Origin of the sequence: Streptomyces sp. GS7 (assembly GCF_009834125.1) — a bacterium.
GTDB lineage: Bacteria > Actinomycetota > Actinomycetes > Streptomycetales > Streptomycetaceae > Streptomyces.
The window spans coordinates 3988838-4002309 of the sequence record NZ_CP047146.1; the positions used below are offsets into that span (position 1 = coordinate 3988838).

A 13472-nucleotide genomic window follows, 5' to 3' on the forward strand; every position below is an offset into this window, starting at 1 on the left:
CCAGGCCGCTCTGTCGCGCACCGGGGGGTATCGGAGCGTCATACTGGCGCGGAACCGCCCCGCGGTGAAGTCGGCGGTGCTCGGCTTCCTCCGGATGCGCGACAGAGTCAGGTCCCGAACGCGCCTCAGGCTGCGACGGCCTCGATCGTCGAGAGGTAGCCGGCCGTGTTGTTGATCCGCGTCAGCCGCAGCCCCGCTTTCGCCAGCAGTCGGCGGAAGTCCTCCTCGGTGCGTTCGCGGCCGGGATAGATCGCCATCACGATGAAGTCCATGAGCTTGCCTGGATGCGGGGAGTTCCCCGGCGGGATGACCATGTCGAAGAGGAGCACGCGTCCGCCGGGTTTCATTGCCTGGCGGCAGTTGCGCAGGATCAGCGCGGCACGTTCGTCGTCCCAGTCGTGTGTGATGTATTTGAGGAGGTACACGTCTCCTTCCGGGCACGTCTCGAAGAAGTCTCCCGGGACCGCCTCCCAGCGGTCGTCCGCGCCGAGTTCGGCCAGTCGGTGCTTGGCCAGGACGTGTTCCCGGTCGTACAGGACGCCTCGCAGGGTCGGGTTTGCCCGCAGGACGGGGAGCAGCAGCCCTCCATAGCCGCCGCCCACGTCGACGACGGTGGCTCCTTCGGGGAAGTCGTAGCTGTGCACAGGAGACTGGATCTCCGGCTCGGTCATCGACATCATGCCGGTGTGGAACTCCTCCTCCGGCGGCAGGTCGCGGCCCCAGTGTTCCCAGATGGTCTTGCCGAAGAGGCGCTCGAACGAGATGTCGCTGTCGCCTCGCAGGGTTCCGGCGAGCTCTCCGGTCGACAGCCACATGGCCTTGCTGGTGATCATCATGATCGCTGCCCGCACCGACAGCGGCACATCGCTGCGCAGATACTCAGCGGTGCTGGTCAGCTCGAATCGTCCCTGCTCGTCCTCGCGGAACACGCCACGAGTGGCCAGGAGCCGCAGTGTCCGGTAAAGCTTCTGCGCGTCGGCCCCGGTCATGCGGCCGAGTTCCTCCGGTGTCTTGGGACCGTCGGCGAGGTGGTCCGCCACGCCGGTGACCGCTGCGGCGCGGAGCGCTGCCGGGTAGGCGTACTCCATTGCCTGCTCCAGCAGGGTCAGGGCTTCCGATCCTTTGTCGACGGCGGTGGTCTCGTTGCTCATGGAGATCTCCCTGTCGGTCGCTTTCGGGTCATGGATGCGGTCGGCAGCTGCGCGCCGGGGTGCCGGCCTTCGGTTCGGCGGACCGACGCGCCTGGAACGGCGAGGTGCGGTGGGGGCGTTGCCGCGGCTGCTGAGGCAATGGGCGATGTCGGCACTGCGCTTGGCCAGTACGGGCATGCCGGAGATGAAGTAGAAGGCGGTGCCGGTGAGTTCGCCCAGGAGGTGGAGGCGTGGCTGGGGACGGCCGTGCGGGGTGAGGGCCAGGCTGGTGTGCCGGTCCAGGTGCAGCCCTCCCAGGGGGTGCCGCCCGAGCACGCCGGTGGCGGTGGCATGGTCGATGAGGCCGCGCGCCAGGTGGGGGATGGTGCGGCGAGCCGGGGTCACGGTGTTCACGAGGAGGTCCACGCGGACGGGTCCGGCACTGGTGTCGACGGTGAACCCTCTGAGGGGTGCGGGCTGTACGCCGGTGGTGCCGGGATGGACGGTGAGCCGGCCGCTGGACAGCAGGTGGGCGATCCGGGTCGCGTTGACGAGGGGCATCGGGCAGCACAGAGCCATCACGTAGCGGTGGAGGCGGTCGAGGATCCAGTGTTTGGCGTCCTGCGCCAGCAGGTACCACAGGTCCTGTCCGACCGTTGGGACTGCTTTCTGCAGGACCTGGGGGCCGATGTCGTTGCCGGCGCGGAAGGCGTCCAGTTCGGCGGACAGGCGGGTGAGCGGTGGTTGGGGGAGCAGCATGCGGCGGAGGTGGTCAAGGCTGCTGCCGGCGCTGCGGAGTTCCGCCTCGACCAGCCGTCTCAGGGCCGTGAGTGAGAGCGGACCGTCATGGGCGGCACGTTCGATCGCGGGAACGGTCAGATGGGTGAGCTGATGGCTGCGGTGGGGGCCGCGCACGGCGGGCAGCAGGCCGCTGCGGCAGAACATGCTGATGGGTCCGTCGTGGCCGAGTTCCTGAAGGGCCACAGCCACATCGACGGCGGCCAGCCCGGTGCCCAGGATGCCCACCCGGCAACCGCGGTCAAGGCCGGCCAGGCGCTTTTCCAGTGGGTAGGGGTCGGGCAGGTAGTCGGCAGTGCCCGACAGACGGTAGGGGTCGGCGTAGGCGTTGCCCCCCACTGCCAGGACCGCCCTGTCGAGGTCGTGGCACCTGCCGCCGGTGGTCTCCAGCCGTACTCCACGGCGGTCACACCAGAGGCGGGCCGCACGTTCGGATACCAGGCGCACGCGCCAACCCCGGCCCCCCAGCCGGGAGATGGCCTCGCTGGTGGCAGCGTTCAGGTAGTCGCCATAGGCCGGACGAGTCAGGAGCGCGGGCTGACCGGTGACCGGATCGTCCACGGCAAGGTCCCTGGCACGCATCCACGCCAGGCCGTGATCGGGATCGTGGTACCGCACGGACATGTCGCTCATGGGCACGTTGCACCAGACGTACTCCCCGTCGTCCTGGTACGCACGCCCGCGCCACCACAGCGCGGTGTCATCGAACACCAGGACCTCACCGGACTCTGCGCCGGACAGGTCCGGCGGATGTTCCGCCAGAGCGTTGATCACGCAGGCGCCCGCAGTGCCGCCTCCGATGATGCCGATGGTGACGCCCATCATTCCTCCGGCAATCGATGATCGGGTTCAGGGGCAGGGCACGAACCGACCGCATACGGCTGGTCACGGTGCTCCCGCAGCGCCGCCAGGGCCTGAACCATGCGCAGGTCGGAGGTGCGGCCGGCACAGTCCAGCCACACCAGGTGTCCACCGCGCTCGGCCGGCAGACAGCGCAGGTTCACCATCCGCATCCCGGTTCCGGGCAGGGCTGACCGAGCCCCCGTCGGGGCGGTGCCGGACACGGATTTCGCGTTGGTGTGCGTGGTCGACATGTGCCATGACTCCGTCCCCGCGACGTGAAGATCCGAGGGCTCGCACCACTGGTATCGAGACAGGCCCAGGGAGATTCCACTATCGCCCTGACCGGACGGCAGGAACCGGTGAGTCACAGGTGAATGCCGTGAACGTGTTGAACGGTTGTGCCCTTGTGAACCGCGGTCCGGGTCCCGCGGAGGGGCTGGCGAAGCAGCCGAGTGCGCCGCCGGGGACCGGCCGGCGAGCAAGTCCCCCAGATCAGCGGGTGGTTGTGATGGGTGACAGGCCGAGCAATGGCCGGCAGAGCTCTGATTCGCGGGCCGGCCTGGTCGATGTTCGCGACGGTCGCCTTGAAGGGGAGTCGGACGTCGCGGTGGGCGTGAGGGCCCAGTCAGGTGCAGGCTCATTCCGTAGCGGTCCATCACCACTGGCAGAGCCGGGGCCGCCCGGACGTGCTCAGCGGAGGTCGGCGTGGTGGGGCGAGGCTGAAGGGGCGCCTCCAGATCCTCCCGGGCAGGCGGGTCAGGCTCAGGGGTCCTAGTTAGGTAAGGCTGACCTGTGTAGCCATCGTCGAGTGGTGTGGGATCCCCGTCCGGCGGACGCGCGGGTGCGCAGGTGTCGTCTGCGGCCGCCGTGCCGCCCGGGTGAGCCCCGTCTCACCGGGAGTCCCGCTCTTGTCTATGCAACGAGTTGCATAGCAGAATCGCGTTATGGCGCTCGAACACGCGATCCTTGTCTCTCTGCTGGAGCAGCCGGGCTCCGGCTATGAGCTGGCCCGGCGGTTCGATCGGTCCATCGGGTACTTCTGGACCGCCACCCATCAGCAGATCTACCGCGTCCTCAAGCGGATGGAGGGCGACGGGTGGATCGAGGTCCGAGAGGTGGCGCAGCAGGCCCGGCCGGACAAGAAGGAGTACTCGGTGGCCGCCCCGGGCCGGGCCGTGCTCTCCGCGTGGCTCCACGAGCCGATCGAACCCGAGAGTGTCCGGCACGAGCTCGCCGTGAAGATCCGCGGCGCGGCCTTCGACGACCCGGCCGCGCTGATCCGCGAGGTCGAGCGGCACCAGCAGGCGCACTCCGACCGGCTCGCGCACTATCTCGCAGGGGAGCGACGGGACTTCACCGGCCCCGAGGCCCCCGCCACGCTCGATGCCGGGCAAGAGCTCCAACACGTCGTGCTGCGCGGCGGCATCGCGTATGAGCAGATGACCCTCGCCTGGCTCGACGACGTGCTCGCCACCCTCCACCGACTCGGCCCCGAGCGCTGAACCACCGCCGACGCACCTCCGCGCCGCCGTGCACCGGCATGCCCCGAAGCTTTCCGTCACCACCCTCACACCCCGATCCGGAAAGGCGACCGTCCATGGCCGACCAGCTGCTGTTCAACCCCCGCACCTACGACCCGGCGCACTTCGACCCCGAGACCCGCAGGCTGCTGCGCGCCACCGTCGACTGGTTCGAGGACCGCGGCAAGCGCCAGCTGATCGAGGACTACCGCTCCCGCACCTGGCTGGCGGACTTCCTCGCGTTCTCCGCCAAGGAAGGGCTGTTCGCGACCTTCCTCACCCCGGCCTCCGCCGCCGACGGGCAGCCGGACAAGCGCTGGGACACCGCCCGCATCGCCGCCCTCAACGAGATATTCGGCTTCTACGGGCTCGACTACTGGTATGCCTGGCAGGTCACCATCCTCGGCCTCGGCCCCGTCTGGCAGAGCGACAACGCCACCGCCCGTGCCCGTGCGGCCGAACTCCTCGAACAGGGCGAGGTGTTCGCCTTCGGCCTGTCCGAGAAGGCTCACGGTGCCGACATCTACTCCACCGACATGCTGCTGGAGCCCGACGGTGACGGCGGATTCCGCGCCAGCGGCTCCAAGTACTACATCGGCAACGGCAACGCCGCCGGACTCGTCTCCGTCTTCGGCCGCCGCACCGACATCGAGGGCCCGGACGGCTACGTCTTCTTCGCCGCCGACAGCCGTCACCCCGCCTACCAGCTGGTGAAGAACGTCGTCGACTCCTCCAAGTACGTCAGCGAATTCCGCCTCGACGACTACCCGGTCGGTCAGGACGACATCCTGCACACCGGCCGTGCCGCCTTCGACGCCGCCCTCAACACCGTCAACGTCGGCAAGTTCAACCTCTGCACCGGCGCCATCGGCATCTGCGAGCACGCGATGTACGAGGCCGTCACCCATGCGCAGAACCGCATCCTCTACGGCCGCCCGGTCACCGCCTTCCCGCACGTGCGCCGCGAGCTGACCGACGCCTACGTACGCCTCGTCGGCATGAAGATGTTCAGCGACCGCGCCGTCGACTACTTCCGGTCCGCCGGCCCCGACGACCGCCGCTACCTCCTCTTCAACCCGATGACGAAGATGAAGGTGACCACCGAGGGCGAGAAGGTCATCGACCTGATGTGGGACGTCATCGCGGCCAAGGGCTTCGAGAAGGACACCTACTTCGCCCAGGCCGCCACCGAGATCCGGGGCCTGCCGAAGCTGGAGGGCACGGTCCACGTCAACCTCGCGCTGATCCTCAAGTTCATGGGCAACCATCTGCTGAACCCCACCGAGTACGAAGCGGTGCCGACCCGCCTCGACGCGGCCGACGACGCGTTCCTCTTCCGGCAGGGACCGGCCCGTGGCCTGGGATCCATCCGCTTCCACGACTGGCGGGCCGCGTTCGACGCCTACGCCGAGACGCCCAACGTCGCCCGCTTCCGCGAGCAGGCGGACGCCCTGTGCGAGTTCGTCACCACCGCGGCCCCCGACGAGGGGCAGAGCCGCGACCTCGACCTCCTGCTCGCCGTGGGCCAGCTCTTCGCGCTCGTCGTGCACGCGCAGCTGATCCTGGAACAGGCACACCTGACCGGCCTCGACGCCGATGTGCTCGACGAGCTGTTCGCCGTCCTCGTACGCGACTTCTCCGCGCACGCCGTCGAGCTGCACGGCAAGGACTCGGCCACCGCGGAACAGCAGAGCTGGGCGCTGGGCGCGGTCCGGCGCCCGGTCGTCGACGACGCCCGCTCCAAGCGCGTCTGGGAGCGCGTCGAGGCGCTGTCCGGGGCGTACGAGATGGCCCCGTAACACCCGAGTGGTCAGAGCCCACGACAGGGTGGCGGGCTCGGTCGGCGTCCAGGGGCGCCGGCCGAGCCCGCCGTGTCGCCGGCACTTCGTCGCCGTAGCGGGGTTCGGTTTCCCCGGCAGGGCCTGTCCTCCCGCTCGCCGGCGCTGTCTCACGGCGCAGGCGAGTACCTCACCGCCGCCTGGGTGCACCCGGCGGCGATCTTGCTCAACGCCTTCTTCTCGGCGCGGTCGGCCGTGAGGTTCCAGCGGAGTTTGGTGGCGACCCAGTCGGTGGCGTAGGTGCAGGCGGCGTTCTTGGCGGGCGGCATCCACTCCGCCGGGTCCTTGTCGCCCTTCGCGCGGTTGGGGCCGGAGCTGACGGCTGTCAAACTGCGTTCGGCGCCCAGGTCGTTGGCGTACTGCTCGCGCCGCTCGGCGGTCCACTTGGAGGCACCGGAGTCCCACGCCTCCGCCAGCGGTACGACGTGGTCTATGTCGAGCCCGCGGGCGTCGGTGACGTTCCGGTCGTCGTAGTACGAGTGCCAGCTTCCGCCGGTCAGCTTGCAGCCCTTGCCCTCCTCGGGCTTCTTGACGGCTTCGGCGAGGAGGACTTCCTGCCGGGTGTCGCAGCCGTTGTGGTCGGCGTCGGTCCACAGGCGGAACTTCGTGCGGGTGTAGCCGGCCCGCGACTCCGGGGCCGTTCTCAACCGGCCTATGGCGTCCGTGAGGGAGAGTCTGTTGCGCTCGCCGTCGGCGGGGTTCCGGTGCGAGGACTCCCGCGGTTTCGCGTCGTCGGAGCCGGTGTGCGAGCAGGCTGCCGTGGACAGCAGCAGGAGCGGACAGGCGAGGACTGCCAGGCGGCGGGCGCGGAACATGGTCTCCCCAAGCAACAGGTGATGCGACGTCACCTACGGTGACCCACCGCAAAGAGGCAGGCAAACGCGGATCCGTGCCTACCCGCTCCGGAGCGTTCAACTCGCTCTGATCTCAGCGATGTTGTGGAGGGAGTGCCGTTCCCACAGCCGACGCGGTGTAATGGGAGAACAGGGGGGACCCTGTGTGCGGGTCTCGTCGGCGACAGACATTGCGCCGGGCGGGGGGCCGTGGATGGAGTCGGCACGGCCGCGGCGGATGGGGGCGACTTCGCCGCCGCAGTCGCCCGCGCGCCGCCACGACGGTTCGCCGTGCGGCGGCGGAGGACTCGGCCTGTAGAGCCCGGGGCGGACCGGAGGCCTCAACTGTCCGGCGATGTAGGTGTGTTGTCCCGTGTGCGCGACAGGCCGCAGGGGCTCAGGACAGCATGTTGATCTTGTACTGCATGAATCGGTAGTTCCACACGTCGTACCACTGGCTGACGACGATGTGGAAGTTGCCGAAGGTCGACCCGGGGACGACGAACCCGCCGTACGGGCTGGCGACGAGGTTGGCCACCTCCTGCCCCGGGGCGCAGGGCAGGATCATCGTCTGCTCCAGCGTCTTGGTCAGGTCCGAGGTCGGGAGCGGGAAGACCATCGCCCGGATCGACAGCGCGTTCATGTTCAGCCATGTGAGGACGTACTTGCCGTCCATGGCGCGGAAGCAGATCTCGCCCCACTTGCGGGTGCCGAAGACGGTCGTCGGAGGCGCGCCCCACCGCCAGCCGCCGTCGGCATAGCCCCACGGCTCGTACGCGTCCGCCTTGCCGAGACTGTCCTTCCGTACCCGGTGCAGCAGCATCCCCGATTCCACTTCGCGGTTGAAGACCGTGGACAGGACGTAGCAGTAGTCGCCGTCGGCCACCGCGTAGGTCTTCTGCTGGAACTGGCCGCCGTGCAGGTCACCCGGCCACTGGCACAGGTACTCCCAGGTCTCGCCGTTGTCGGTGGAGCGCCAGAAGTCCGTGTGGTGGGTGTTGTAGATGACGCCGCGCATGAGGTGCATGTACATGACGCCGTCGACGACGAACACATCGGACGGGATCGCCGTCGTGGCCTTGTCACCGACCGGGTGGTGCGGCTCGCCGACAAGGCTGACGGCGTGGTTGCCGCCGACGCTCCCGTCGATACGCAGGTTGTTCAGGTCCGCGCTGCCGGAGCGCAGGCCGACCGGGGCGCGCCAGTCATCGGGGGCCTCCCCGGGCCGCGGTACGTGGTCGCCGTTGAAGGTGTCGCCGCCGACGAACAGCATGGTGCCGTTCGGGCACCGTACGGGGATGCCGAGGTCGGTCCACGGCGAGGCGAACGGGCCGGTCTCGGCCGGACCGCTCAGGTTCTTCACCTTGGTCGCGAGCGTCGGACTGGTCGGGTCGTTCGGCCCGCCGGCCATAGCCGCCTCGGTACCCGAAACGGCGACGCCTGCTCCCACGGCCACGCCGAGGCCGACGCCGAGCTTGAGGAGCTTACGGCGGGAGTACCCGCCGGTCGCCGGGTCCTGCTCGTCCGATGGACGTGTCATTCTGTCGATGCCTTTCAGGGTCAACTCACCAGCACGCAGACGAAGTCGGTCCGTTGCCCGGGTGCCTTCCCGAGGAGCCGCCGCTCCGGCACTCTTGGGGCAACGGACACCGATGTCCCGCATCCGCCACCTTCTTCGCGACCTTCCTCGCGTCTGCCGTGCGTGAGATCTTCGGGTGGAGGACGACCGACGCCGGGCAGCGTGCCTGCATCGGACGACGTCGACGCTACTCACGGCCGATGAAATGGCGATGACACAACGATGACCTGGCTGGTGGGCCGGCCGACCTCACGGGCGGCACGTCGCCGGTCAGGGCGGCGCCCGCCGGATCTACGGCGTCCACGCCGCAGCCGGCCGTGCTGCCGTGCTGCCGTGCGTCACGGGCCCGTCCGGAGTCCGGCTGGTTCTCGGGGCTCCTCCCGGAGCCGTCAGCCGCGTCCGGTGAACTGCTGTCCCACCCCGAGGCGGCGCAGGTCGGCGAGGACCTGCGGGTCCTGGGCATCCAGCCAGTCGCAGAGCTGACGGAAGGAGACCAGCCGGACATCCTTGTGCTTGGCGTCGGCTATGTGCTTGAGCGCCTCTTCGACGGCGTCCATGTAGATGCCGCCGTTCCACTGCTCGAAGTGGTTGCCGATGAAGAACGGCGCCCGGTTGGTCTCGTAGGCCCGCTGGAAGCCCGCGATGTACGCCCCCGTGGCCTGCTTGCGCCAGGCGGGGTAGTTGGCCGGCGGTGCCTTGGTGGAGTTCTTCGACTGGTTGGCCAGGATGTTGTAGTCCATCGAGAGCACCTCGAAGGAGTGGCCGGGGAACGGTACTTGCTGAAGCGGGAAGTTCCACACGCCCTGCCTCTTGACGGGCCAGACCTGGAGACCGCCGGGCGAGCTGGCGTCGTACCGCCAGCCGCGCTTGCGGGCCGTGGGCAGCAGGTTGTCCTGCCCGAGCAGACACGGGGTACGGCCGCCGACGAGTTCCTTGCCGTAGTCGAACGGCAGCGGGTCGAGGTCCGTGAAGCCGGTGTTGGTCCGCCACTTGGTGACGAAGGACATCGCCTGCTCGATCTCGTCGTCCCACTGGGCGGGGGTCCAGTGCGCGACCGAGCCCCGGCCGGTGCCGCAGAAGTGGCCGTTGAAGTGCGTGCCGATCTCGTGCCCCGCCAGCCACGCCGCGCGCACGTTCTTCAGCGTCTCCTTGATGTGGTCATCGTTGAGGTAGCCGATGTCGGAGGCGCCGACGGGATTGTTCGGCGGGCGGTACAGGCGCTTCTTCGCTTCAGGCAGCAGATACAGCCCGGAAAGGAAGAAGGTCATCGAGGCGTTGTGGTCCTCGGCCAGCTTGCGGAACCGGGGGAAGAGACCGTTGCCCACCTCGCCTGCCCCGTCCCACGAGAAGACGACGAACTGCGGCGGCTTCTGGCCCGGCTCCAGCTTCTGCGGTGCGGGCGGCTGGTTGGGCTGCTTTCCGCTGTACGCGGTCGAGCCGTCGCCTATCGGCTTGCCCTGCGCCACCTGTCCGGGCTGGGTTCCGACCTTGCCGGAGGCCGCCGACCCGGAGGCTGAGCAGCCGGCGACCGAGAGCGCTGCCGCTGCCCCTATCCCGAGTCCGCATATCTGTCGGCGGCTGAATTCACGCATAACGGTCCCCGTCGCATTCGTTCGAAGTTCTGGTAAATGGGACACCCCAGAGAACGGGGAGCCCAGAGAGTGGGGGAGGGGGTTGCCGACCTTCGCTGGGAATGGCCCGGTAACCCTCGACGGCCCTTCGCGCCCCTCTCGCGCGAATGAGCCCGTCCTTCGCCACGGCCACCGGGTAACCCACAAGCGCAGATGTCGGGATCATCCGCGGCACCGCCTGCCATGCCTCGGCCCGGCGCGACGTAACGGACGACTGCGGCCGGCGCCCGTCGCGCCGACAGTGGCTACCAGGATCCGACGCCATTCCGTCCGCCGGTTCGCCGAGCAGCTGCCCGGGACCGGTACCGATACCGGAACCGTCGCCGACGGAATTCGGCCGCGAGCTACGCGATGGTCAACAGTGAGAAGGAAGAGGTAATTGTCTGCGCTGCCGCACCGACCCCGCTCGTGAAATTCTCGACCATGCCACTTTGCTTTCCTCTCGGCCTTCCTGCCTGGCACGACCGTGGTCGTCCATCGTCGTCCGCATCCCGACATCTGTGCCAGATCGTGCGTCCCCGTTTCGACGGGCGGAAAGGATGCTGAAGGCCGATGCGGCCCGCAACGAGTTCCCTCGGACGCACATGACTCTGGCGGAGATCACTAGCGCACCGATAACGCCTCGCTAATGCAGACCATCCGAGACGTTGGCGAGGGCCGGGCCGGACGCTGCCCGCCGGCTTGTACGGCGCCGCCACGACCGCTGCGATCAGGCCGCGGCTCGACCCGTGATCCGCCCGACGGTGTCTAAGCTTCCGCCATGAACGACACCACACATGGCATACGGATCAGACCAGGCAGCCTGGCCGACGCCCCGGCCATTCTGGACATGCTCGACGCCGCGGTGGTCTGGATGAACGCGCGCGGCAACACGGAGCAGTGGGGCACGACACCGTATTCACAGAAGCCCGGCGGGCCGGCCCGGGTCGAGCGCTACACGACCGAGAACTCCCCGTACATCGCGGAGTTGGACGGAACGCCCGTCGGGGCCCTGGTGCTGGACTCCGGGCCCAGCCCGCAGATGCCCATCGCGCCGGCAGCGGAACCCGAGCGATACGTCCGGCTGTTGATCTCCGACCGACGGTACGCAGGTCGGGGCATCGGAGCGGCGCTGCTGGCCCATGCCGCCGCGGAGACCCGGCGGGCCGGAGTGGACCTGCTGCGGGTCGACTGCTGGGCGGGTGGCGGGGGCGAGCTGGTCGCGTTCTACGAGCGCAACGGTTTCACCCGCACCGACCCTTTCCTGTCCCGGACTTGGCCTGGACAGGTGCTGGCCCGCCGGGTCGGCTGACAGCGCGGGCCGGGCACTCGCCGACGGTTCTTTCGGCGGGCCGGGGCAAGGCCAGGGCCAGGGCCAGGAATCGGGCCAGGGCCAGGGATCGGGGGTGGCCCGCCGGCGGTGCACGGTGAACAACTCGTCCGCGTACACCCCACCGGCATGGCCCGAGGCAGAGGGCCTGTTCCAGGAGGCACGCCGGATCAGCCCGTCCTGATCCGGCGCCTCCGCCTGGTCACCCCGTGACGTGCCGGGCCGGTCAGGACACCGCACCGGTCCGAGCCCGTAGCGTTTCGGCAAACGTGCGCGCCGCCTCCAGATCGGTGGCGTTGGGCCGGTCCTTGTGGATGCCGCCGACGAGCTTCATCGGAAGCCAGGTGTCGAACGCGCGGCAAGTGAAGGTGTCGGCCACCTCGAAACCCTTCCGGTCGAGAAGCCGTACGAGGGGGCGGGTGAACGGGCGGATCGGAGGTTCGGGCAGTCCGCTGGTCGCGAACACGAACGCCCTACTGTGTCCCCCCGTCGGGAGCGACCGGGCGAACCGGCGCAGCCGCGGATGGAAGTTCTGCAGGAAGATTCCCGAGCCGAATCCCACCAGGTCGTAGCCGGCGAGCTCTGCGCTGTCGATCTGTTCGGGGTTGACGACAGGAGCCTCCAGGACCTGTCCCATGACGTCGGCGATCCTCTTCGTGTTGCCGTGCGACACGGAGGTGCACACGATGACGGCCTTCATGACGTTGCTCCTTTCACTTCCACGATTTCGGTGTGGTGCTGGTCGGATCGGGGTGGCGGTTCGCCTGCCGCCCGATCCCACCTCGCTCAGCGGACTGCGGCCGCTCAGCGGACTGCTGCCGGGGTCGGCGCGGGCTCCGTCGGCGTCGCGCCGGGAAGCCAACGGTAGGCACGTGGGAACCGCATCGAGGTGATGGTGTAGCGGCACACTCGTTTCTTGACCACCGCCGCCACCCGCCCCGACAACACGAACCCCCGAGGGGTGTCGTCCCGGTGCGTGGCCTGGATGAACCCGTCACGCCGACCGAGGCTCATCGCCTGGCCGGTCATGCCGATCGACACCGGCGCGGGTTGTTCACCCCGTATGAGCGCGAGCACGGTGTCGGCGCCATGGGCGCCCATGGGCAGCGCTGCCTGACAACTCATCCGCAGGTGACCCCCGACCGGCTCGGGTGGTGCAACCGCGTCACCGGCGCCGACGATGCGTCGATGGTGCAGGCACACCAGAGCGTCGTCGGTGCGCAGGCGCCCGTCGGGGGTCACCGGCAGGCCGCTGCGCCGTGCCAGGTCCGGTACGTCGAACGAGCCCGCCCATACCGTGCAGTCGCTGGGCAGCGGGCCGGCATCGGTCTCGACGCCGTCCCGGCGGACTCCGGTGACCCGCAGTCCGGTGCGCACCACGACCCCGGCGTTCGCGAGCCTGCGTCCCATGTCCACGCGGCTAGATCCGGGCAGCCACCCGGCGACCGACTGGGAGACCAACTCGACCTTCAACGACGGGTACCGGTAGGCGATTTCGGCGGCACTCTCGATCCCTGTCATGCCGCCACCGACCACCACGACATGCGCTCCTGCAGGCAGTCGCCGCAGTCGTGTACGCAACGAATCGGCGCCGTCGAGGTCGGCGACACTCCATGCGTTCCCGGAACCGGACGGGTCTCGGGGAGCCGTGCTTCCCACCGCGTACAGCAGATAGTCGAACTCGACTGCCCCACCGTCGTCGAGCAGCACGGATCGCTCCGCGATCGCCTCCACCGTCGCTACCCGCAGTCGCACGTCGCGGTGCAGCAGACCGCTCAACGGCCGTACCGCGCTCGCCCCGCCCGCCGCGTGCTCGTGCAACCGGACACGTTCCACGAATTCCGGCCGAGGATTGACCACCGTCACACTCACGTCGGACCGCCCCGTGACCGCCAGTCGATTCGCGGCCATCACCCCCGCGTAGCCGGCGCCGACCACCAGCACCCGTGCCACCACAACCACCTCCGATCAGATCGACCTCACACCCTGAG

At 69.0% G+C, this 13472-nt stretch carries 10 protein-coding genes; 3 read left to right on the forward strand and 7 right to left on the reverse strand.

Features of this window, described 5'->3' with window-relative positions; genetic code table 11:
• Window positions 1–125: 125 nt before the first annotated feature.
• Both GR130_RS17530 and GR130_RS17535 read right to left on the reverse strand, forming a co-directional pair.
• The gene (locus tag GR130_RS17530) at window positions 126–2750 is read right to left on the reverse strand and encodes a methyltransferase (protein WP_159505607.1); all 2625 of its coding nucleotides are present in this window, start codon (window positions 2748–2750) and stop codon (window positions 126–128) included.
• A complete protein-coding gene (locus tag GR130_RS17535) occupies window positions 2750–3022 on the reverse strand; it encodes a hypothetical protein (RefSeq protein WP_159505608.1) in 273 nt (90 codons plus the stop codon). Before GR130_RS17535 ends, GR130_RS17530 begins: the two co-directional genes overlap by 1 nt.
• A gap of 693 nt (window positions 3023–3715) precedes the next feature.
• Here GR130_RS17535 and GR130_RS17540 point away from each other — a divergent pair.
• Complete coding sequence (locus GR130_RS17540; protein WP_159505609.1) at window positions 3716–4273, forward strand: PadR family transcriptional regulator; 558 nt, start codon at window positions 3716–3718, stop codon at window positions 4271–4273.
• Window positions 4274–4368: 95 nt separating this feature from the next.
• Window positions 4369–6090 (forward strand): acyl-CoA dehydrogenase family protein, encoded by a 1722-nt coding sequence (locus tag GR130_RS17545; protein ID WP_159505610.1) that lies wholly within the window; start codon window positions 4369–4371, stop codon window positions 6088–6090.
• Between the two features lie 149 nt (window positions 6091–6239).
• Here GR130_RS17545 and GR130_RS17550 read toward each other — a convergent pair whose 3' ends face one another.
• The 3 genes from GR130_RS17550 to GR130_RS17560 form a co-directional block, all read right to left on the reverse strand.
• A complete protein-coding gene (locus tag GR130_RS17550; protein ID WP_159510050.1) occupies window positions 6240–6944 on the reverse strand; it encodes an HNH endonuclease family protein in 705 nt (234 codons plus the stop codon).
• Window positions 6945–7359: 415 nt separating this feature from the next.
• Window positions 7360–8502, reverse strand: a complete 1143-nt coding sequence (locus GR130_RS17555) for a DUF4185 domain-containing protein (RefSeq protein WP_159505611.1) — start codon at window positions 8500–8502, stop codon at window positions 7360–7362.
• Window positions 8503–8930: 428 nt separating this feature from the next.
• Window positions 8931–10133 carry a hypothetical protein gene (locus GR130_RS17560; protein WP_159505612.1) on the reverse strand — a complete coding sequence of 401 codons (1203 nt, stop codon included), beginning with the start codon at window positions 10131–10133 and terminating at the stop codon, window positions 8931–8933.
• A gap of 799 nt (window positions 10134–10932) precedes the next feature.
• Between GR130_RS17560 and GR130_RS17565 the strand changes: the two genes are divergently transcribed.
• Window positions 10933–11463: a GNAT family N-acetyltransferase gene (locus GR130_RS17565; RefSeq protein ID WP_159505613.1), complete on the forward strand. Its 531-nt coding sequence runs from the start codon at window positions 10933–10935 to the stop codon at window positions 11461–11463.
• Window positions 11464–11707: 244 nt separating this feature from the next.
• Here the strand turns inward: GR130_RS17565 and GR130_RS17570 are convergent, their stop codons facing one another.
• Window positions 11708–12181, reverse strand: a complete 474-nt coding sequence (locus GR130_RS17570) for a flavodoxin family protein (RefSeq protein WP_159505614.1) — start codon at window positions 12179–12181, stop codon at window positions 11708–11710.
• 104 nt (window positions 12182–12285) lie between these two features.
• Window positions 12286–13434, reverse strand: coding sequence for an NAD(P)/FAD-dependent oxidoreductase (locus GR130_RS17575; protein WP_159505615.1), 1149 nt, complete (start codon window positions 13432–13434; stop codon window positions 12286–12288).
• Window positions 13435–13472: the final 38 nt, after the last annotated feature.